Here is a 21,483-nt window from a genome sequence, read left to right as displayed (position 1 = left end):
GTGCGTGGGCTGGACAGCGCAGCGTAGGACGCGCGCGAAGCGCTTACAGCGAAGCGGCGGGTGGCGCTTCGGCCGGTTTCGCGGCGCGGCCGTCGTACCTTCGCTTCGCATGGCTCGGACGCGTGTCCACGAAGGACATGCAGGATCCAACCCTGTCCTTGCCGCGTCAGCTGGGGAACTCGCAGCGCGCCTTGCCGGAGGACGGCTTGATTGTCGCGCACTTTTACGACGTCGAGTCCGGGCGCATGGACCTTGACGCTCGCGGGAGCGGCCGCGCCCACGAGCAGTTCGAGATCCCGGTCCCGCGCGACGGCGGCATCCAGGACCTGCTCGCCGAAGCTCAGCGGCCGGATCGGCGGTTCGACTACGTCATCTGCGAGTCGATCGAGCGTACCGCCCGGCACATGTACTACGGCACCACCATCGAGCACCGCTTGGAACAGGCAGGGGTGCGCTTGCTGGCCTCCGACGAACCGTTCCAGCTCGGGTTGGTGGACGGGCGCAAACCCAAGCGGGCCACCCAGCTGCTCACGCGCCGGGTGAAGCAGACCCTGTCCGAGTTCTACGTCGTCGACATGCTGGAGAAGTCGTGGGACGGCTATGCCGTCCACACTGAGGCTGGCTACAACATCGGCAAGCCTTGCTACGGCTACCGCGCCCGGCACGTCCCGCACCCGGTCCCTGCCAAGCGGGCCAAGGGCGCCAAGAAGACGTTCCTCGAAGTCGACTCCGCGCAGGCGCCCGCGGTGCGGAAGGCGTACCACTGGCGGATCACTGAACGCCTCGGCTACCAGGCGATCGCGGACCGACTCAACCGCGACCCCGCCACCTACCCGCCACCGGTTCCGGTCGACCCGAAGCGTGCCGTCGGCCACTGGACTTCCTCGAACGTGCGCGACGTCCTCACCAATCCGAAGTACACCGGGCACATGGTGTGGAACGTGCGCGGCCGCAAGTCCCGAGGCAACCAGTTCAATCCCGTCGAGGAGTGGATCTGGTCCGCGCAGCCGGTTCACGAGGCTCTCGTCACGTTGGAGGATTGGCTGCAGGCTCAGGAAATCAGCCGGCACCGCTTCGGGTCCCGCAGCACGAGCAACACCAACGTCAAGCATCCCCAGACCAAACGCAGCTACCTGTTGCGCACCTATCTGTTCTGCGGCGGCTGCGGTCGACGCATGAACGGCAAGACCCGCCGTGGGCACGCCTACTACGTGTGCGCGCCGAAGAAGGGGTACATCCCGGAAGGACACCCCGCCGCGGGCAGCTTCTGGATCCGCGAAGACGCGATCGTCGCCAAGCTCAACGAGTTCCTGTCGGCTCACATCTTCGGCGCCTACCGCCGCAGCCTGCTGGGCGACACCGCCCGAGAACTGGGCGCCGCCGCAAAGCAGGAGCGGCAGCAGCGCATCGACGCCTTACGCCGCGAGATCGACGACACCACGCGCATGATCAAGAACCTCGTCCGCAGCTTGGCTCTGTTCGACAGGCCGACCAAGGACCTCGTCGACGAGGTCAACGACGAACGCGACACTCTTCACAAACGCAAAGTTCAGCTCGGAGCTCAGCTCGCCGAGGTCGAAGAGCAGAACCAGCAGGCGGCCAACCCTGGCCTGCTTGACGTCCTGCCAATGGGGGAGGTTCGGGTGGAGGAGCTACCGGAGGACGTCGCCCGGCGGCTGTTCGAAGCCCTCCGACTCGAACTCCGCTACTGCAAGAGCACCAACCGGGTGAAGTGCACGGTCACCTTGCTCGGGCCGACCGTCGTGGCGGCACGCCAGGCCGCTCACGAAGCGTCCATCTTGCCGTCCGACCGAGACAGGCGGCTCGAACGGCGCAACCGTGAAAACAAGAAAGGGGAGGATGTCATGTCCGACATCTCTCCCGTTCCCATCCTTGCGGTGCCCTCGGCAGGATTCGAACCTGCGACACCTGCCTCCGGAGGGCAGTGCTCTATCCCCTGAGCTACGAGGGCCCATCGCTGGGCGACTCCGAAAGCTTAGCGCATCCCCCGCACCCCCTGCGGGCAGGGCGCCACACGCACGAACTCCCTGGTCAGCGCCCTGAAGTTGATCGGCTTGCCGGACCGTCGCTAGCGTGGGAAGCCCACCTGAAGGAGCCGAGATGGTCAAGCCGTTCCAGGTGTCTCTCGATGAGGCCGATGTCGCCGATCTGCGGGAGCGGCTTCGGCGGACTCGGTGGCCCGAGGCCGAGACCGTGGGGGACTGGTCGCAGGGTGTTCCTCTTGCCTACGTGCGTGAACTCTGCCGGGACTGGGCCGAAGAGTACGACTTCGGCTTCGCCGGGCGGCTCAACGCCTTTCCGCAGTTCCGGGCCGACGTCGACGGCGTTGGTCTGCACTTCGTGCACCTGCGGTCGCCCGAGGCCGATGCCTTGCCGCTCGTTCTCACCCATGGCTGGCCCGGGTCCGTCGTCGAATTCCTGGATGTCTTCGGGCCGCTCAGCGATCCCGCCAAGTACGGGGGCGACCCCCGTGACGCCTTCCACGTCGTCGCCCCTTCCTTGCCCGGGTTCGGGTGGAGTGACAAGCCCGCGCTGAAGATCGCACGCGTCGCCGAGCTCTTCGACCTGCTCATGCAGGAACTCGGCTACGACCGCTACGGCGCCCAGGGTGGCGACTGGGGTGCCGCCATCACCAACGCTCTCGCGCGGTCCGGGCGGGTTGCCGGGGTGCACGTCAACTTCGCTCCCGTCCGCATGACCCAGGACGATCCGACGCCGGAGGAGCGCCGGGCGCTCGCCGACCTCGAGGAGTTCCGGCGGACCGGTGCCGGCTACTCCGCGCAGCAGGGCACCCGGCCGCAGACGCTCGGCTACGGCCTGACCGACTCGCCCGCCGGGCAGGCCGCCTGGATCGCCGAGAAGTTCTGGGCCTGGACCGACAACAAGGGGCACCCGGAGGACGCCGTCGACCGGCAGAAGATCCTCGACGACATCTCCGTCTACTGGTTCACCGCGACCGCGGCCTCCTCGGCGCGGATGTACTGGGAGAACAACGACCGGGACCTGTCCACTGTGGACGTGCCGGCGGGGGTCTCGGTGTTCCCGCGGGAGATCGTGCGGCCGTCGCGGCGGCAGGCCGAGCAGCGCTACACCGACCTGCGGTGGTTCGAGGAGCTGCCCGTCGGCGGGCACTTCGCCGCGCTGGAGCAGCCCGAGCTGTTCGTCGAGCAGGTCCGCGGCTTCTTCCGGCTGGTCCGCTAGGCGAGCCAGCCGGTCGTCAGGCGCTGGACGGCCGAGCCGTCGCGGTCGGCGAACTTGAGCCCGGTGAACTCCTCGGCCTGCTTCGACGTCTGGATGCGGAACGGGGGCGCCTCGGCCGTCATCGCGCCCAGGATGACCTCGGCGACCTCTTCGGCCGGCTGGGCGCCCTCAAACGACTTCGTGACGTTCGCGATGTACTTCCGCAGCGACTCCGCGTAGGGGCCGGCTTCGGCGAGGAGCCGCTCGTCGACGCCGATGTTGTTCACGAACTCCGTCGCGACCGCACCCGGCTCGACGACGCACACCGTGACGCCCTGGGCCGCGGCGACCGGCGCGAGGGACTCCATCAGGCCCTCGACGGCGAACTTCGCCGCGCAGTAGGCCTCGTTGAACGGCTGGCCGACCGCGCCGCCGATGCTGGTCACCGTGATCACGCGGCCGCCGCTTGCGCGCAACGCCGGCAGCGCGGCCTTCGTCGTCTCGACGACGCCGAAGAAGTTGACCTCCATGGTCTCGCGCACCGCGGAGACCGGCTCCTGCTCGAGCGTGCCGACGTGGCCCGCGCCCGCGTTGTTGACCAGCACGTCGAGGCGGCCGTAGTCGGCGAGGACCCCCTCGACCGCCGCGCGGACGGACCCGGGATCGGTCACGTCCAGGCGGCGGATGTCCAGTTCGGGGGCGGCCTCGCGCAGGCGGCCGGCGCGGGCGGTGTCGCGCAGGGTGGCGACCGTCCGGAAGCCCCGCCGGGCCGCCAGGGCAGCCGTGGCGAGGCCGATGCCGGTGGACGTGCCGGTGATCAGTGCGACGCGGTCGTTGCTCATGCGAGGGACCTCGATCCGGGGTTCAAGGGGCGATGGGTCGATACGGCCAACCTAAGGCGGCCGGCGCCGAAGCGTGACGGTCCGCCGGGTGGGAAACCCCTCCTGGTGGATTGGTGAGCGCCGTTCCGGGTAGTAGTTTTCGAGTGGGTGAACTTAGGGTGCCCTCTCTTGCACATATGCGCATTCGACTATATGTTGGCCCCGACGGCAGCGGACGGAGGCGGAATGGGACACGGCCACGGACACGGGCACACGAGCGCGCCGGTGAGCGCGTCGGGCCGGTACGTGCGCAGTCTGGCCATCGCCCTCGGTGTCGGCGCCGGCTTCATGGTGCTCGAGTTCGTCGTCGGCTTCACCACCGGCTCGCTGGCCCTCATCTCCGACGCCGCGCACATGTTCACCGACGTCCTCGGGGTCGGGATGGCGCTGACCGCGATCGTCCTCGCGCGGCGCACCGGCCCCACGGTCAGCCGCACCTTCGGGCTCTACCGCGCCGAGGTCCTGGCCGCGCTGGCCAACGCCGTCCTGCTGTTCGGTGTCGCGGGGTACGTCCTCGTCGAGGCCATCGGCCGGATCGGCGACCCGCCCGCCGTACCCGGGCTGCCCGTGCTGCTGGCCGCGACGGCGGGGCTCGCGGCCAACCTCGTCTCGTTCGCCGTGCTGCGCTCGGGCGCCAAGGAAAGCCTCAACGTCCGTGGCGCGTACCTCGAAGTGCTGGCCGACCTGGTCGGCTCGGTCGGCGTGCTGGTCAGCGGGGCACTGACGCTGCTGACGGGCTGGCGCTACGCCGACCCGATCATCGGTGTCGCGATCGGGCTGTTCGTGCTGCCGCGGACCTGGACGCTGGCCCGCCGGGCGCTGCGCATCCTCTTCCAGCACGCACCCCAGGGCGTCGACGTCGGGGCGATCAACGCCGAGCTGGCCGCGCTGCCCGGCGTCGCGGACGTGCACGACCTGCACGTCTGGACCCTGACCTCGGGCATGGAGGTGGCTTCGGCGCACCTGACGCTGGCGCCGCCCGCGAAGCAGTCCGACGTCCTGACCGAGGCGCAGAACCTGCTCTCGCAGCGTTACGCGATCGAGCACGCGACGCTGCAGGTGGAGGCGCCGCAGTGCGCGCGCCGCTGCCAGGAACTGTCCTGGTAGCTACGCCGGCAGCGGCTGGGCGCCCCGGCCGGACAGCATCAGCTTGATCTGGTCCATCTCCGCGCCCTGGGACGTCAGGATGCTGGTCACCAGCGCCTTCAACGCCGGCAGCGCCGAGTGCGCCGCCGCGTACTCGGCCATCGACGTGCCGCCCTGGTGGTGGCGGAGCATCAGCTGCAGGAAGTAGACGTCGAACTCGCGCCCGGACAGCGAGCGCAGCTTCTTCAGCTCCGTGTCCGTCGCCATGCCCGGCATCAGCGCGCCGCCCGAAGGGTTGACCGAGGACGGGGCCATCGACATGCCCGGCATGTCACCGTGGCCCGCCATCGGTTCCGTCATCCACTTCATCGGCGCGCCGATCGCCTGCTCGGGCTGGTCCCACAGCATGAGCCAGCCCTTCATGCGGCCGACCTGCTCCAGCTGCGTGCGCTCGATGTCGAACGACAGCTGCTTGATCTCCGGGTCGGTCGTGCGGTCGCGGGCGATGCCCGCCATCGTCACCGCCTGGAGGTGGTGGGTCGACATGTCCTGGGCGAAGCCGACCTCGACCGAGCCGGCGGCCGGGGTGGCCGCCGTGCCCGGGTCGTCGACGGCGCGGGTCAGGAACATCCCCGCCGTCGCGCCGATCAGCAGGACCGCCAGCAGCGTCCCGCCGATGATCACCCAGCGCGACCACGTCGGCTGCTCGGTGACCTCTTCGGTCTCGAGGTCGGCTTCGGCCATCACTTGGTCGGCGTGGGCGAAGCGGGAGCGGACGCCGGGGCGGAAGACGCCGGCATGCCGCCCTCACCCTGGGCGGCCGTGCTGCCCTTGTAGTCCATCGGCTTCGCGTCCGGGCCCGGCTTCGACGCGTCGAACGGCGGCGGGTTGTCCGGGTCGAACTGGCCGGGGACGGCGTCGCAGGACGCGCCGACCTCGGGGTAGACGCCGTTCGGGTTGGCCCGCAGCGCCGCGATGAACTCGTCGATCCGCGCGTCGTTGGCGTCGTCCAGCTTCAGCTGGTGGCCCCACGACTGCAGCGAGATCGGCTTGTCCAGGCCCGGGTACGGCGACATCATCGTGTACGGCTTGTCCTTGACCCGGACGCTCAGCAGGTTCAGCGCGTCGCCGGTGACCTGCTGCGGGTTGTAGGCGATCCAGACGGTGCCGTGCTCGAGCGCGTGCACCATGTTCTCGGTGCGGACCGCGGTCGGGTAGACGATGCCGGTGCAGGTGGCCCACGTCTGGTCGTGCGGGCCGCCGAACGGCGGGGTCTTGTCGTAGGCCACGCGCTCGGTCGGGAGCACGTGCACGCTGCCGGTGTAGGTCGCGGTCACCACGCCCGGGATGCGCTTGGAGGGGTCCGGGTCCTGCGCGCTCGGCGCGAACGACGCGGCGGCGGCCTCCCGGTCGGCCTGCTCACGCTTGGGCGCGGACTTCACCATGTAGTAGGTGATCACGGCGCCGAGCAGGGCGACGATGGCCACGACGGCGATGATCGTGCCCCACGGCGTGCCCTTCTTGCTCACCACGGAACCGCGGGCCGCCTTCACCGCCGACCCCTTTTTCCGAGTTGTCCCGTTCGCCATGGCTCCCGCGTTCTCCCTCTGGTGGCTGCGGACGGATTCCCGCCCGGGCCAGTGTAGAGACCACCCGTCTGATCACGGTTAACACCTCACGCGCTTGCCGATCGTGATGTGGCCGAGACCGATGCGAGCGCCCCACCAGGGCACACCTAGAATTCGACGAGTGACTCCCGCCGCTCTCGCCGACCTGGTCCGCAGCTCCGCCGTGCAGGTACTGACCGCACGCGGCATCGACGACACCGTGCTGCCGGAGCAGGTGACCATCGAACGCCCGCGCAACCCCGACCACGGCGACTACGCGACGAACCTGGCGCTGCAGGTGGCCAAGAAGGCGGGGCTGAAGCCGCGCGAGTTCGCCGAGGCGCTCGCCGAAGCGGTTTCGGCGGACGACGGCGTCGCCTCGGCCGAGGTGGCGGGCCCCGGCTTCCTCAACTTCCGGCTCGCTGCGGCCGCGCAGGGTGACATCGTGCGCCAGGTGCTCGACGCCGGCGCCGCGTACGGCCGCGGGGACGCGCTGGCCGGGACGAAGATCAACCTCGAGTTCGTCTCGGCGAACCCGACGGGCCCGATCCACCTGGGCGGCACCCGCTGGGCCGCGGTCGGCGACGCGCTGGGCCGCGTGCTGGCCGCGCAGGGCGGCGACGTCACGCGCGAGTACTACTTCAACGACGCCGGCGCCCAGATCGACCGGTTCGTCCGGTCGCTGATCGCCGCCGCGAAGGGCGAGCCCGCGCCGGAGGACGGCTACGCGGGCGGCTACATCAACGACATCGCCGCCGAGGTCATCAAGGCCGAGCCGAGCGCGCTGTCGCTGCCGGAGGAGCAGCGCCACGAGACGTTCCGCCGGATCGGCATCGAGCTGATGTTCGGCGAGATCAAGTCCAGCCTGCACGAGTTCGGCACCGACTTCGACGTCTACTTCCACGAGAACTCGCTGCACGAGTCGGGCGCGGTCGACGCGGCCGTGCAGGAGCTGAAGGACTCCGGGAACCTCTACTTCGAAGACGGCGCCTGGTGGCTGAAGTCCAAGGAGTACGGCGACGACAAGGACCGCGTCGTCATCAAGCAGGACGGCAACCCGGCCTACATCGCCGGCGACCTGGCCTACTTCAAGGACAAGCGCAACCGCGGCTTCGACCTGTGCATCTACATGCTCGGCGCGGACCACCACGGCTACATCGCCCGCCTGAAGGCCGCGGCCGCCGCGTTCGGCGACGACCCGGCCACGGTCGAGGTGCTGATCGGCCAGATGGTCAACCTGGTCAGCGACGGCAAGCCGGTGCGGATGTCCAAGCGCGCGGGCACCGTGATCACCATGGAGGACCTCGTCGAGGCCGTCGGTGTCGACCCGGCCCGCTACGAGCTGATCCGCTACTCGGTGGACTCCACTTTGGACGTCGACCTGGACCTGCTGCGCAAGCACTCCAACGACAACCCGGTCTACTACGTCCAGTACGCGCACGCGCGGCTGGCGTCCCTGCAGCGCAACGCGGCCGACCTCGGCCTCAAGACACAGTCCACTTCGGACGTCGATTTCGGACTGCTCACGCTGCCCGCCGAGGGCGACCTGATCCGCACCATCGGCGAGTTCCCGGAAACCGTGCGCCGCGCCGCCGAAATGCGGGAGCCGCACCGGATCGCGCGCTACCTCGAAGAACTCGCGGGCGCCTACCACAAGTTCTACACCGTGGGCCGCGTGCTGCCCATGGGCGACGAAGAGGCGACCCCTCTGACGTACGCCCGGCTCGCGCTCTGCGAAGCCGCCCGCCAGGTGCTGGCGAACGGCCTCGCGCTCCTCGGTGTCTCCGCTCCGGAACGGATGTAAGAAATGGCGCACCCCGCGGGCCCCAGGCACGCCGACGTCTACCCCCACGCCGACACCTCCGGGCTCCAGCCGTCGGGGGCCGAGGAGCTCGACAAGCTCCCCGCGAAGGTGTGGCCCCGCAACACCTTCCGCGCCGGCGACGGCGTCGTGCGGATCGCGGGCGTCGACGTCCGCGAGCTCGCCGAGAAGCACGGCACGCCCCTGTTCGTCGTCGACGAGGCCGACTTCAAGTCCCGCTGCGCGGACTACGCCGAGGCGTTCGACGACCCGTCGCTCGTGCACTACGCGTCCAAGGCGTTCCTCTCCATCGAGATCGCCCGCTGGGTGGCCGAGCAGGGGCTGAGTCTCGACGTCTGCAGCGGCGGCGAGCTCGCCGTGGCGCAGCGCGCGGACTTCCCGGCCGAGCGGATCACCTTCCACGGCAACAACAAGTCGCCCGCGGAGCTCGAGGCCGCGGTCGTCGCCGGCGTGGGCACGATCGTGCTCGACTCGTACTTCGAGATCGCGCGGCTGAGCGACATCGCCGCGCGCCACGACGTCGTGCAGCCGGTCCTCATCCGGGTCACCGTCGGCGTCGAGGCGCACACCCACGAGTTCATCGCGACGGCGCACGAGGACCAGAAGTTCGGGTTCTCCCTCGCGAGCGGCGACGCCGCCGAGGCGGTCCGCCGGGTGCTCAACGCGCGCTCGCTCAAGCTCGTCGGCCTGCACAGCCACATCGGCTCGCAGATCTTCGACGCCGACGGCTTCGAGGTCGCCGCCCGCCGCGTCGTCGGGCTGCTCGCCGACCTGGCCAAGGAGCACGGTCCCGAGCTGCTCGACCAGCTGAGCCTGGTCGACCTCGGCGGCGGCTTCGGCATCGCCTACACCGAGAAGGACAACCCGCCGCCGCCCGCGCAGATGATCACGCAGATCCGCGAGATCGTCCGCAAGGAGTGCGCGTACGCCGGCCTGCCGGTGCCGCGCATCGCCGGCGAGCCGGGCCGCGCGATCGCCGGGCCCGGCACCGTCACGCTGTACGAAGTCGGCACGATCAAGGACGTCGCGCTCGGTGACGACTCCGCGCGCCGGTACGTCAGCGTCGACGGCGGGATGAGCGACAACATCCGCACCGCGCTGTACGACGCCGTGTACGACGTCCGGCTGGTTTCCCGCTCCGCGGGCGACAGCGAACAGCCGGTGCAGGCCGTGCTGTCCCGGGTCGTGGGAAAACACTGTGAGTCCGGCGACATCGTCGTACGAGACTGCTGGCTGCCCGACACGCTGGCTCCCGGCGACCTGCTGGCCGTCGCGGCGACCGGTGCCTACTGCTACTCGATGGCGAGCACGTACAACCGGCAGCCCCGGCCGGCCGTGGTCGCCGTGCGCAACGGCGGCTCCCGGCTGCTGCTGCGGCGCGAGACGACCGACGACATGCTGCGCCTGGAGGTCTGAACACAGTGGCTGCCCCAGAGGAACGCCGGGCCGTGCGCGTCGCCCTGCTCGGCTGCGGGACCGTCGGCGGCGAAGTCGCCCGGCTGCTCACCGAGCAGGCGGCCGAGCTCGCCGCGCGGGCGGGCACGCCGGTCGAGCTGGCGGGCATCGCCGTCCGCCGCCCGGACAAGCACCCCGAGCTGCCGCCGGAGCTGCTGACCGCCGACGCGGAGAAGCTCGTGACCAGCGACGACGTGGACGTCGTCGTCGAGCTGGTCGGCGGCATCGAGCCGGTGCGCGGCTGGCTGCTCGCCGCGCTGAAGGCCGGGAAGTCCGTCGTCACGGCGAACAAGGCGCTGCTGGCCGAGCACTCCGCTGACCTGTTCGAGGCGGCCGACGCCGCGGGCGCCGACCTCTACTTCGAGGCCGCGGTCGCCGGTGCCATCCCGCTGCTGCGGCCGCTGCGCGAATCCCTGGCGGGCGACCGGATCACGCGCGTGATGGGCATCGTCAACGGCACCACGAACTACATCCTGTCGGCGATGGACTCGACCGGCGCCGGCTACGCCGAGACGCTCGACGAGGCCAGCCGCCTCGGGTACGCCGAGGCCGACCCGACCGCCGACGTCGACGGCTACGACGCCGCGTCGAAGGCCGCGATCCTCGCGTCGCTGGCCTTCCACACCCGGGTGACCGCATCGGACGTCCACCGCGAGGGCATCGCCGACGTCACCGCGGCGGACCTCGCGGCGGCCCGGATGCTCGGGCGCACGGTCAAGCTGCTGGCGATCTGCGAACGCGTCGCGGACGACGACGGCGTCGAGTCGGTCTCCGCCCGCGTGCACCCGGTGATGATCCCGCGCAGCCACCAGCTGGCCGGCGTCGGCGGCGCGTTCAACGCCGTCTACGTCGAGGCCGACGCCGCCGGCGAGCTGATGTTCTACGGCCAGGGCGCGGGGGGCGCGCCGACCGCGAGCGCGGTGCTCGGCGACCTCGTCGCGGTGGCCCGCAACCTCGTCGCCGGCGGGCGCGGCCCCCGCGAATCCGCGCACGCGGCACTGCCGGTACGGCCGATGGGCCAGACGCCGACCCGTTACCACGTAAGCCTTTCCGTGGCCGACCGCGCCGGCGTGCTCGCCCAGGTGGCCCAGGCGTTCGCCGGGCACGGGGTGAGCATCGCGGCCGTGCGGCAGAGCGACGTCGGCGACCGCGCGAGCCTGGTCGTCGTGACGCACCAGGCCCCGGACGCCGCCCTGCAGTCCACTGTGGACGAGATCGCGAAGCTCGACGTCGTCCACGAAGTTGTCAGCGTGATGCGGGTGGAAGGCGAAGACCAGTGATCAGGCACCCCTGGCCGGGACTCATCGAGGCCTACCGGGACCGCGTCCCCGTCCCCGACGGCGCGCAGGTCGTCACGCTCGGCGAAGGCAACACGCCGCTGCTGCCCGCGCGGTACCTGTCGGAGCTGACCGGCTGCGAGGTCCACCTCAAGGTCGAGGGGGCCAACCCGACCGGCTCGTTCAAGGACCGCGGGATGACCGTGGCCATCACCCACGCGCTCGCCAGCGGGCTGAAGGCGGTGATCTGCGCGTCGACCGGCAACACGTCCGCCTCGGCCGCCGCCTACGCCGCGCGCGCCGGCCTCACCTGCGCGGTGCTGGTGCCGCAGGGCAAGATCGCGCTGGGCAAGCTCGCCCAGGCCGTGCTGCACGGCGCGCGGATCCTGCAGGTCGACGGCAACTTCGACGACTGCCTCGAGCTGGCCCGCAAGACCGCGGCCGACTACCCGGTCACGCTGGTCAACTCGGTAAACCCGGTGCGCATCGCGGGCCAGAAGACCGCCGCGTTCGAGATCTGCGACGTCCTCGGCGAGGCACCGGACATCCACTGCCTGCCGGTCGGCAACGCGGGCAACATCACCGCCTACTGGGCGGGGTATTCGGAGTACGCCGCCGACGGTGTGGTGAAGAACACGCCGCGGATGTTCGGCTTCCAGGCCGCCGGCGCCGCGCCGCTGGTGCACGGCGAGCCGGTGGCGGAGCCGGAGACGGTCGCGACCGCGATCCGGATCGGCAGCCCCGCGTCGTGGACGGCCGCGGTGAAGGCCAAGGAGGCGTCCGACGGGCTCTTCGAGGCCATCACCGACGAGAAGATCCTCGAGGCCTACCGGCTGCTGGCCGGGCGCGAAGGCGTGTTCGTGGAGCCGGCGTCGGCCACCAGCGTGGCCGGCCTGCTGGCCACCGCCGCCGACGGCAGGCTGCCGAAGGGGTCCAGCGTCGTCTGCACGGTCACCGGGCACGGCCTGAAGGACCCGCAGACGGCCCTGGCGGGCAACGTCGAGGTCGAACCCCTCGCGGTGGACCCCTCGGCGGTCGCGGCGGCGCTGGACCTGCGGTGACCGGCTTCAAGGTCACCGTCCCGGCTTCGACCGCGAACCTCGGGCCGGGCTTCGACGCCTTCGGCATGGCGCTGGGCCTCTACGACGTCGTCGAGGTGCAGGTCACCGACGGCGGCCTGAAGGTCGAGGTCGTCGACGCCGGCGCGGGCGGGGTCGAGGACGTCCCCACCGACGAGACCCACCTGGTCGTGCGCGCGATCCGCAAGACCTGCGCGCACCTCGGCGTCGAACCGCCGGGCCTGCACCTGCGCTGCCACAACGCGATCCCGCACGCGCGCGGCCTCGGCTCGTCGGCCGCCGCGGTGGTGTCCGGCGTCGCCGCCGGGTACGCGCTCGCGGGCCGGGACCTCGACGAATCCGGCGCGCTGCAGCTCGCGGCGGGCTTCGAAGGCCACGCCGACAACGCCGCGGCCAGCCTGTTCGGCGGATTCGTCCTGGCTTGGTGCGAAGGTGGTGAATTCCACGCGGAACGCCTCGAGCCGCACGCGTCGATCCGGCCGGTCGTGGCCGTCCCGGCCGTCCGCTCGGCCACCGCGACCACGCGCGGCCTGCTGCCGGCGACCGTCCCGCACGCCGACGCCGCGCACAACGCCGGCCGCGCGGCGCTCGCCGTGCACGCGGTGACGGCGAAGCCGGAGCTGCTCCTCGCGGCCACCGAAGACCGCCTGCACCAGCACTACCGCGCCCCCGCGTACCCGGCGAGCGGCGAGCTGGTGGCGACGCTGCGTGCACGGGGAGTGGCCGCCGCGGTGTCCGGGGCGGGTCCCACGGTGCTCGCGCTGACCACGACGGGAATACTCCCGCCCGGGGTCGGCGTTGAGAGTTTCGACGTCTTCGAGCTGCCCGTGGATCTCGCGGGAGTGCAGGTTGCGGCTCAGTAAAGGCTGGGTCACGTGCCTGCCGTAGCGCCCGCCACGCGGGGGGTGGTTGTTGCACCCGGAACCGCCGCGGTCTACCCTCGGGGGCGTTCGATCACCGTGCGTTTCCGCACCCGATGCCGGTCCTCTGGGATCGCATCCTTCGTTGATCCGCCGAATCCGCACCGCCTGGCAAGCGGGGTAACGCGGAACGACTTGGGCGGGTTTCCGGTTTCGGCGGTGCCGAATTCCGTGTCCTCCGTTTGGAGGACGCAAACCCCTGTGGTGGAGGCGCTCCAGCTGTGTTCCGCACGGCCGAAGAGCTCATCTCGCGTATCGGGGGGCAGATACGCCGGTTCGCGATCAGAAGCGAGCGGCAGTCCGCTGATCCACCTGGAGGCGTGGATCGGTCAGGAAGGACATGTGTGAGCAACACCGATCTTTTGAGCGACGTGAGCGGCACGGCCGAGACGAACGGCACCGCCCCCGCTCCCAAGCGGACGGTCGGCGGGCTGACCGGTAAGACCGTCGCCGAACTGCGTTCGCTGGCTGGGGAGCTCGGCGTCGGCGAGACGACGGGCATGCGCAAGGGCGACCTGATCGCCGCGATCCGCGAGCGCCAGGGCAAGTCCCGCAAGCGTCCGGCCGCCGAGACGCTGCCCCTCGAGGGCGTCGGCGAGCCGGTGAAGGCGTCGGCCCCGAAGGCCGAGCCCAAGGCCGAGTCGCCCGCCGCCCCGGTCGAGAGCAAGCCGGAGCCGAAGGCCGAGGCCGCCGCGCCGGCCGACACCCAGCCGCAGGCCGAGCGCCCGCAGCAGGACAAGCAGGACGGCCAGCAGGGCCAGGACGGCCAGCCCGAGGAGGGCGGCCGCAGCCGCCGTCGCCGCGGCTCGAACCGCGCCGCCGGCTCGCCCGACGGCGACCGTCAGCAGGGTGACCGTCAGCAGGGTGACCGTCAGCAGGGCCAGGGCGGGGGCGACCGCCAGCAGGGCGGCAACCGCGACCAGCAGCGCCAGGGCGGCGGCAACCGGGGTGACAACCGCCAGGACGGCAACCGCCAGCGCAACCAGCAGCAGGACGGCGGCAACCGCGGCGGCCAGGACAACCGCAACCAGCAGCCGGACGACGACGAAGAGGGCGGCCGTCGCGGCCGCCGGTTCCGCGACCGCCGTCGCCGCGGCAGCGGTGGTGGCCGGGGCGAGGGCGGCTCGCCGGACACCGAGATCCGCGAGGACGACGTCCTGCTGCCCGTCGCGGGCATCCTGGACGTGCTCGACAACTACGCGTTCGTGCGGACTTCCGGCTACCTCGCCGGCCCGAACGACGTGTACGTCTCGCTGTCGCTGGTCCGCAAGTACGGCCTGCGCCGCGGTGACGCCATCACCGGTGTCGTGCGCCAGCCGCGCGAGGGCGAGCAGCAGCGGCAGAAGTTCAACCCGCTGGTGCGCGTCGACTCGATCAACGGCCTGGAGCCGGACGAGGCCAAGCGGCGTCCGGACTTCACCAAGCTGACCCCGCTGTACCCGAACGAGCGGCTGCGCCTCGAGACCGAGTCGCACAAGCTCACCACCCGCGTGATCGACCTGATCATGCCGGTCGGCAAGGGGCAGCGCGCCCTGATCGTGTCGCCGCCGAAGGCCGGCAAGACCACGATCATGCAGGACATCGCGAACGCGATCTCCACGAACAACCCCGAGTGCCACCTGATGGTCGTCCTGGTCGACGAGCGTCCGGAAGAGGTCACCGACATGCAGCGCTCGGTGAAGGGCGAGGTCATCGCCTCGACCTTCGACCGGCCGCCGTCGGACCACACCTCGGTCGCGGAGCTGTCGATCGAGCGGGCCAAGCGCCTGGTCGAGATGGGCCACGACGTCGTCGTGCTGCTCGACTCGATCACGCGTCTCGGCCGCGCGTACAACCTGGCGGCCCCGGCGTCCGGCCGGATCCTGTCCGGTGGTGTCGACTCGACCGCGCTGTACCCGCCGAAGCGGTTCCTCGGCGCGGCGCGCAACATCGAGAACGGCGGCTCGCTGACCATCTTCGCCACGGCGATGGTCGAGACCGGTTCGACGATGGACACGGTCATCTTCGAGGAGTTCAAGGGCACCGGTAACGCGGAGCTCAAGCTGGACCGGAAGATCGCCGAGCGCCGCGTGTTCCCGGCGGTCGACGTCAACCCGTCCGGTACCCGCAAGGACGAGCTGCTGCTTTCGCCGGACGAGCTCGCGGTCACGGTGAAGCTGAGCCGGGTGCTGCACGCGCTCGACTCGCAGCAGGCCATCGACCTGCTGATCTCGCGCCTGCGGAAGACGAAGACCAACGTCGAGTTCCTGATGCAGGTCTCCAAGACCGCCCTCGGCGGCGGCGAGGACGACTGAACGTGCTCTTCGCCGGAGGCCTCCCCGCTCGACCGCGGGGAGGCCTCCAGCGCGTTCGGAATACCAGGTCAGCGGGGTGCGTTCCAATCAGCGTCTGCCCGTCTGGCAGAATTACCCGCTGAAGTCCGGCGCCGGTTCACCCCGTGAACGACTGGGGACCCGGAGCCAACGAGAGAGGACACCATGAAGAGCGGTATTCACCCCGAGTACGTGGTCACCGAAGTGAACTGCGACTGCGGCAACAGCTTCACCACGCGCAGCACCAAGACCAGCGGCAACATCCACGTCGAGATCTGCTCGAACTGCCACCCGTTCTACACGGGCAAGCAGAAGATCATGGACACCGGTGGCCGGGTCGCGCGCTTCGAGGCTCGCTACGGCAAGCGCCAGAAGAAGGCCGACGCCAAGTAGCTTTTCCGACGACGCCCACTCGCCTGCGCGGGTGGGCGTCGTTTTTTGTCTTGTTTCCCCGGGCTGAGAGGTGACAGAGGTGGATTCGAGCTCGCTGAAGGGGCTGCTCGCCGAGCACGCGGAGCTGGAGCAGCAGCTGGCGGACCCCGCGGTGCACGCCGACCAGGCGCGCGCCCGCAAGCTCGGCCGCCGCTACGCCGAGCTGACGCCGGTGATCCGCGCGGTCCACGAGCTCGACACGGCCCGCGACGACCTCGCGGCCGCGCGGGAGATGGCCGCGGAGGACGCGGAGTTCGCCGCGGAGGCCGACGAGCTGGCCGCGAAGATCCCCGAGCTGGAGTCGAAGCTCACCGAGCTGCTGCTTCCGCGCGACCCGTACGACGGCTCCGACGTCGTGATGGAGATCAAGTCCGGCGAGGGCGGCGAGGAGTCGGCCCTGTTCGCCGGCGACCTGCTGCGGATGTACCTGCGCTACGCCGAGCGCCACGGCTGGAAGGCCGAGGTCCTCGACTCGGTCGACTCCGACCTCGGCGGCTTCAAGGACGTGACGCTGTCGATCAAGACGAAGTCGGCGGTCGTCGACGGCGTGTGGTCGCGGCTGAAGTTCGAGGGCGGCGTCCACCGCGTCCAGCGCGTGCCGGCGACGGAGTCCCAGGGCCGGATCCACACGTCGGCGTCCGGGGTGCTCATCTACCCGGAGCCGGAGGAGGTCGAGGTCGAGATCGACCCGAACGACCTGCGCATCGACGTGTTCCGGTCGTCGGGCCCGGGCGGCCAGAGCGTCAACACGACGGACTCGGCGGTCCGGATCACCCACCTGCCGACGGGCATCGTCGTGTCGTGCCAGAACGAGAAGTCCCAGATCCAGAACCGCGCCCGCGCCCTGCAGGTGCTCCAGGCGCGGCTGCAGGCGATCGCTGAGGAAGAGGCCGCGGCGAAGGCGTCGGACGCGCGCAAGTCCCAGGTCCGCACGGTCGACCGCTCGGAGCGGATCCGGACGTACAACTTCCCGGAGAACCGCATCTCCGACCACCGGGTGAACTACAAGGCGTACAACCTGGACCAGGTCCTGGACGGCGACCTGGACGGCGTGCTGGACGCGTTGGCGACCGCGGACCGCGAGGAGCGGCTGGCCGCCTCGGCCGGCTGACCGAGGCGGCGAGCCCGCCGTCTCAGCGGAGGGCGGGCTTCTCCGGCTCCTTGAAGGCCTCGAAGATCTCGGTCGGCTGGTCCACGTCCGGGACCTCGTCCGGCTCCGGCTCGGGCCGCGCCGGCTTCGGGAACAGGCTGACGACCCCGAACACGAACGCCAGGAACGTCGGGAACAGCGTCAGCAGCTGGTGCTTCACGCCCTCGACGCCCTCGCCGAGCGCCGACAGCCCGAACTGACCCACCGCGAACAGCAGCAGGAAGAACACCACGACCCCGTACTCGCGGCGGTGACGGCGGAACGCGCGCACGCCCGCCCAGCCGATCAGCAGCCAGAACGGGACCAGCACGAACAGCCCCAGCGGCGCCGCCAGCTTCGACAGCCCGGAGAACACCGGCACCCGGTACTCCTGCGCCATCTGCGGCAGCCCGGACGACTCCGCGAAACTGCCCAGCCGGGACGGGCGCGCCGTCAGCGTGTCGACCGCGCCCTGCTGGAGGATCTGCAGCGTGCGCTGCGGGTGGGCCGCGTAGTAGCTCACCACGTTGCGGCGGCTGATCTTGTCGCGGAAGCCGTTGTAGTCCGCGTCCGTCCACGGGTGCGCCGCCCACCAGCCCGTGCCGATGAACTTCTTCGCGCTCGGCGGCAGGCCCAGCGCCGCCAGGTCGGCGTCCGTGTCGTGTTTGCCGTCGACGATGCTGTCGAACACCACGTGGTACATGTTCGCCTCGCGGTACTCCGCGTTGGCCGGGTCGCCGTCAGACTGCACCGCCGCCGTCCCCGCGCCGACGACCACCAGCACGCCCAGCGGCAGCAGCCAGCGCGACCAGCCGCGCTTGCCGAGCGGCTTGATCAGCGCCAGTGCCAGCACGAACAACGGGATCAGCAGCAGCGTCTGCGACTTCGCGTTGATGCCGATCAGCGCGCCGACGACGGTCAGCCCCGCGCCCCAGTACCGGCCCGCGTCCGTGCGGCTCATCAGCAGCAGACCGCCGGCCATCAGCAGCATCCCGACGAACCCGGCGCCCTCGCTGAGCACCGACGCGAAGTAGCCGAAGAACGCCGAGTCGGCCATCACGAGCAGCAGGAGCACCGCGGCGATCACGCGGTTGCGGCGGCTCAGGTCCAGGCCGAGCACCGTCGCCGCGACGCCCACCGCGACCAGCACGCACGTGATCGCGCCGAGCACCAGCAGGTTGAGCTCCGCCGACGAGCCGAGCACCTTGCCGAGCTTGCTCGCGAACCAGTCGAGCCACGCCTGGCTGGAGATGTAGTCGCTCTTGCAGGCCGAACCCGGCCCGTAGCTGAAGTGCACGTAGAACTCGGAGCTCAGCTCCGGGTGCCGGCCGCCGAGGCCGCACAGCAGGCGCCAGCCGTCGCCGTTGTCGGCCATCCCGACCGGCCGCGGCACGAGGAACCGGACCAGCAGGACGCCCAGGGAAAGGACGAAGACGCCCAAGCCGAAGCGCAGTTCACGGAATCGCACTCCGAAGAGGGTACGAGATCACGCAGAGTCGGCGGGCGCTGCACCGGGAACGGGCGAAACGGGCCGGTGCCGGAACACGACGTAGTGGTAGAGCAGGTAGTTCCAGAACAGCCCGACGACGATCGCCGCGCCCTTCGGAACCAGCAGGTTGACGCCCGGGAACAGCCGCCCGACCAGCCAGATCACGGAGAACTGCACCACCCAGAGCCCGAACGCCGTCACGCCGAAGAACAGCAGCGCCTGACGCCGGATGTCGCCGTCCTTCGCCCGGAACGTGAAATTGCGGTTCAGCGCGAACGACAGCAGCATCCCGGCCGTCGTCGAAATGAAGTTGGCGACGAACGTCGGGACGCCGAGCGTCGCGAGGAGCGCGTAGCCGAGCGCGTCGACCAGGGTGTTGCCGATGCCGACGATCCCGAAGCGCACCTGCGTGGCCGTGACGAACCTCATTGGACGGCGCTCCGATCGCCGGCACCGGTGCGCACCGACGCCACGGTGTACAACGGCCGGTTCTGGACCTGCGAGTACGTGCGGCCGATGTAGCTGCCCAGCACCCCGAGCATGATGATCTGGATCCCGCCGAGGAAGAACATCGCGATGGTGATGAACGCCCAGCCGGGCACCGCGGTCTCCGGCGCGAACAGCTTCACGCCGACGACGTAGAGCACGCCGAGGAAGCTCAGCAGCGAGATCAGGTACCCCATCCGGGTGATCATCCGCAGGGGCGTCGTCGAGAACCCGAGGATGCCGTCGGCGGCGAAGCGGAGCATCTTCGTCAGCGGGTAGCCGGTGACGCCCGCGTTGCGCTTGTCGCGGTCGAACAGCACCGCCGTCTGCCGGAACCCGACGTAGCTGACCAGCCCGCGCAGGAACCGGTCGCGCTCGCGGTACTTGCGCAGCTCGTCGACGACCTTGCGGTCGATCAGCCGGAAGTCGCCGGTGTTCTTCGGGATGTCGACCGCGGCCATCTTCCGCAGGAACCAGTAGAACGCGCTCGCGGTGAACCGCTTGAACGGCGGATCGCGGCGCGACCGGCGCTGCGCGTAGACGACCTCGTAGCCCTCTTCCCACTTCTCGAGCAGCTCGAGCGCCACCCGCGGCGGGTCCTGCAGGTCGCTGTCCATGATGATCGCGGCGTCGGCGTCGACCAGGTCGAGCCCGGCGGTGACGGCCATCTGGTGGCCGAAGTTGCGGGACAGCTCGACGACCGTGACCCGCGGGTCGCGCGCTGCCAGCTCGGTGAGCCGGTCCAGCGAAGCGTCGCGGCTGCCGTCGTCGACGTAGATGAAGCTGAAGTCGTACCGCCCGGCCAGCGGCGCGGTCACCTCGTCGACCGTGCGGTGCAGCAGGTCGATGTTCGCTTCCTCGTTGTAGATGGGGAAGATGAACGCGACCCGGCGGCGCGTGGTCGGCTCGGTCGGCACTGGCGCTCCCGGTGGGTCGGGTCTCGGTGATCGGCGACGGTCCGGCCAGGATATCCGCGCGATGGCGGGCCGTGAGCGTCCCCGGGCGGATCCATTGTGGCGGTGACCCGTGTTTCGCGGCTGTTTGTCATGCGGGTGAGGGGGCCTCGATACGCTGGACGGCGTAGGACCGGCGCGTGTCCTGACGGGGGAGTTCCGCCTGGTGTGCCAGGCTTGACGAGGTGAAGGACGACGAGTGAATCGGCAGCCGCTGCGCCTGGCCATCATCGAGGCCACCCGGATTCTCGAACGGGCGGGCGTCGAGTCGCCGCGGTTCGACGCCGAGGTGATCGCGGCGCACGTGCTGGGCGTCGACCGCGGTCGGCTGCCGATGGTGCCGCTGGTCGACCCGCCGGTCATCGAGGCCATCGGCCAGCTCGTCCAGCAGCGCGCGAAGCGGATCCCGCTGCAGTACCTGACGGGCTGGGCCGCGCTGGGGGAGATCACGGTGGCGGTCGGCGCGGGGGTGTTCGTGCCGCGGCCGGAGACCGAGCTGCTGCTCGAGTGGGGCGTCAAGTTCCTGCAGGGGCGCGAGTTCCCGGTGGTGGTGGACCTGTGCACGGGATCGGGGGCGCTGGCGCTGGCGGTGGCGCACGCGCGGCCGGACGCGGTGGTGTACGCGGTGGACGTCGACCCGCAGGCGCTGGCCTGGGCGCGCCACAACGCGGACGTCCACGCGGACGCGGGCAACACCCCGATCCGGCTGTACTCGGGTGACATCGGCGACCCGACGATGTTCGCCGAGCTGGACGGCCTGGTCGACCTGGTGCTGTGCAACCCGCCGTACGTGCCGGAGGGCACCCCGGTACCGCCGGAGGTGGCGGAGCACGACCCACCGCGCGCGGTGTTCGCGGAGGAGAGCGGGCTGGCGGTGATCCGCCACGCGATCGCGGCGGGCGCCCGCCTGCTGCGGCCCGGGGGAGGCTTGGCGATCGAGCACGACGACACGCACGGGTCGGCGGTGCCGGCGCTGGTGCGGGCCCGCCGGGTGCTGACGGGGGTCGAGGACCACGCGGACTTGACCGGCCGGGCCCGGTTCGTCACGGCGCGCCGGCTGGGCTGACCCCCCCGCCCGCCCGCGGGGGCCCGGCAAAGTCGTGTCGCTGCAGGCGGACAGTGGCTCTCGGTGGTGATCATGTGGTGCCCACCACCCCGAAGCCCGATTGTGACTACGGCCGGTTCTGGCTTCGGATCGGGGCGGCGGGGGAGGTCTGGATGGGGGTGCAGATCCGGCCGTCAGCCTGCCGTTCGGGCCGGTGAAACACCAGCAAAAAAGCGCTTCGACTTTGCCGGAGCCCTGCCCGCCCGCGGGGGCGCCCCCCGTCTTCCACGCTACCGGTGGGCACCGACA

General features: G+C 70.7%; 17 protein-coding genes, 1 tRNA gene and 1 pseudogene. 12 read left to right on the top strand and 7 right to left on the bottom strand.

Annotation, left to right across the window (positions count from 1 at the left end; translation table 11 throughout):
- Positions 1–137: 137 nt before the first annotated feature.
- A pseudogene (locus ACWEVP_RS42030) lies at positions 138–1,217 on the top strand (recombinase family protein); the annotation flags it as partial.
- A gap of 682 nt (positions 1,218–1,899) precedes the next feature.
- On the opposite strand, the gene ACWEVP_RS42025 reads toward ACWEVP_RS42030, so the two are convergent.
- Positions 1,900–1,972, bottom strand: a tRNA-Arg gene (locus ACWEVP_RS42025).
- A gap of 149 nt (positions 1,973–2,121) precedes the next feature.
- Between ACWEVP_RS42025 and ACWEVP_RS42020 the strand changes: the two genes are divergently transcribed.
- Positions 2,122–3,222, top strand: a complete 1,101-nt coding sequence (locus ACWEVP_RS42020) for an epoxide hydrolase family protein (RefSeq protein ID WP_452068168.1) — start codon at positions 2,122–2,124, stop codon at positions 3,220–3,222.
- Here the strand turns inward: ACWEVP_RS42020 and ACWEVP_RS42015 are convergent.
- A complete protein-coding gene (locus ACWEVP_RS42015) occupies positions 3,219–4,043 on the bottom strand; it encodes an SDR family NAD(P)-dependent oxidoreductase (protein WP_452068167.1) in 825 nt (274 codons plus the stop codon). The two genes, ACWEVP_RS42020 and ACWEVP_RS42015, sit on opposite strands and share 4 nt — an antisense overlap.
- Positions 4,044–4,268: 225 nt before the next feature.
- On the opposite strand from ACWEVP_RS42015, the gene ACWEVP_RS42010 reads away from it, so the two are divergent.
- Positions 4,269–5,189 (top strand): cation diffusion facilitator family transporter, encoded by a 921-nt coding sequence (locus tag ACWEVP_RS42010; protein ID WP_452068166.1) that lies wholly within the window; start codon positions 4,269–4,271, stop codon positions 5,187–5,189.
- Here the strand turns inward: ACWEVP_RS42010 and ACWEVP_RS42005 are convergent, their stop codons facing one another.
- Both ACWEVP_RS42005 and ACWEVP_RS42000 read right to left on the bottom strand, forming a co-directional pair.
- Positions 5,190–5,912, bottom strand: a complete 723-nt coding sequence (locus ACWEVP_RS42005) for a DUF305 domain-containing protein (protein ID WP_452068165.1) — start codon at positions 5,910–5,912, stop codon at positions 5,190–5,192.
- The gene (locus ACWEVP_RS42000) at positions 5,912–6,721 is read right to left on the bottom strand and encodes a DUF3105 domain-containing protein (RefSeq protein WP_452068164.1); all 810 of its coding nucleotides are present in this window, start codon (positions 6,719–6,721) and stop codon (positions 5,912–5,914) included. The genes ACWEVP_RS42005 and ACWEVP_RS42000 overlap by 1 nt, the downstream gene beginning before the upstream one ends.
- A 196-nt stretch (positions 6,722–6,917) precedes the next feature.
- Between ACWEVP_RS42000 and argS the strand changes: the two genes are divergently transcribed.
- The 8 genes from argS (at position 6,918) to prfA (ending at position 17,183) form a co-directional block, all read left to right on the top strand.
- Positions 6,918–8,579 (top strand): arginine--tRNA ligase, encoded by a 1,662-nt coding sequence (gene argS / locus ACWEVP_RS41995; protein WP_452068163.1) that lies wholly within the window; start codon positions 6,918–6,920, stop codon positions 8,577–8,579.
- A 3-nt stretch (positions 8,580–8,582) separates the two neighbouring features.
- A complete protein-coding gene (lysA, locus tag ACWEVP_RS41990) occupies positions 8,583–10,013 on the top strand; it encodes a diaminopimelate decarboxylase (protein WP_452068162.1) in 1,431 nt (476 codons plus the stop codon).
- Positions 10,014–10,018: 5 nt separating this feature from the next.
- Positions 10,019–11,332: a homoserine dehydrogenase gene (locus tag ACWEVP_RS41985; RefSeq protein WP_452068161.1), complete on the top strand. Its 1,314-nt coding sequence runs from the start codon at positions 10,019–10,021 to the stop codon at positions 11,330–11,332.
- Positions 11,329–12,390, top strand: coding sequence for a threonine synthase (gene thrC / locus ACWEVP_RS41980; RefSeq protein ID WP_452068160.1), 1,062 nt, complete (start codon positions 11,329–11,331; stop codon positions 12,388–12,390). The genes ACWEVP_RS41985 and thrC overlap by 4 nt, the downstream gene beginning before the upstream one ends.
- Positions 12,387–13,271, top strand: coding sequence for a homoserine kinase (gene thrB, locus ACWEVP_RS41975; protein ID WP_452068159.1), 885 nt, complete (start codon positions 12,387–12,389; stop codon positions 13,269–13,271). Before thrC ends, thrB begins: the two co-directional genes overlap by 4 nt.
- Before the next feature lie 401 nt (positions 13,272–13,672).
- Positions 13,673–15,622, top strand: a complete 1,950-nt coding sequence (rho, locus tag ACWEVP_RS41970) for a transcription termination factor Rho (protein WP_452068158.1) — start codon at positions 13,673–13,675, stop codon at positions 15,620–15,622.
- A gap of 183 nt (positions 15,623–15,805) precedes the next feature.
- Positions 15,806–16,033, top strand: a complete 228-nt coding sequence (gene rpmE / locus ACWEVP_RS41965) for a 50S ribosomal protein L31 (RefSeq protein ID WP_176175187.1) — start codon at positions 15,806–15,808, stop codon at positions 16,031–16,033.
- A gap of 79 nt (positions 16,034–16,112) precedes the next feature.
- Complete coding sequence (gene prfA / locus ACWEVP_RS41960) at positions 16,113–17,183, top strand: peptide chain release factor 1 (protein ID WP_452068157.1); 1,071 nt, start codon at positions 16,113–16,115, stop codon at positions 17,181–17,183.
- 22 nt (positions 17,184–17,205) lie between these two features.
- On the opposite strand, the gene wsfD is transcribed toward prfA, so the two are convergent.
- The 3 genes from wsfD to ACWEVP_RS41945 are packed head-to-tail and all read right to left on the bottom strand — an operon-like array spanning position 17,206 to position 20,093.
- Positions 17,206–18,669 (bottom strand): glycan biosynthesis hexose transferase WsfD, encoded by a 1,464-nt coding sequence (gene wsfD / locus ACWEVP_RS41955; protein WP_452068156.1) that lies wholly within the window; start codon positions 18,667–18,669, stop codon positions 17,206–17,208.
- Between the two features lie 18 nt (positions 18,670–18,687).
- Positions 18,688–19,119 (bottom strand): GtrA family protein, encoded by a 432-nt coding sequence (locus ACWEVP_RS41950; RefSeq protein WP_452068155.1) that lies wholly within the window; start codon positions 19,117–19,119, stop codon positions 18,688–18,690.
- Positions 19,116–20,093, bottom strand: coding sequence for a glycosyltransferase family 2 protein (locus ACWEVP_RS41945; RefSeq protein WP_452068154.1), 978 nt, complete (start codon positions 20,091–20,093; stop codon positions 19,116–19,118). Before ACWEVP_RS41945 ends, ACWEVP_RS41950 begins: the two co-directional genes overlap by 4 nt.
- A 235-nt stretch (positions 20,094–20,328) precedes the next feature.
- Between ACWEVP_RS41945 and prmC the strand changes: the two genes are divergently transcribed.
- Positions 20,329–21,195 (top strand): peptide chain release factor N(5)-glutamine methyltransferase, encoded by an 867-nt coding sequence (gene prmC / locus ACWEVP_RS41940; protein ID WP_372664113.1) that lies wholly within the window; start codon positions 20,329–20,331, stop codon positions 21,193–21,195.
- Positions 21,196–21,483: the final 288 nt, after the last annotated feature.

This window comes from Amycolatopsis sp. NPDC003865, from assembly GCF_053605345.1.
This window is presented reverse-complemented; position numbering and strand designations above follow the sequence as displayed.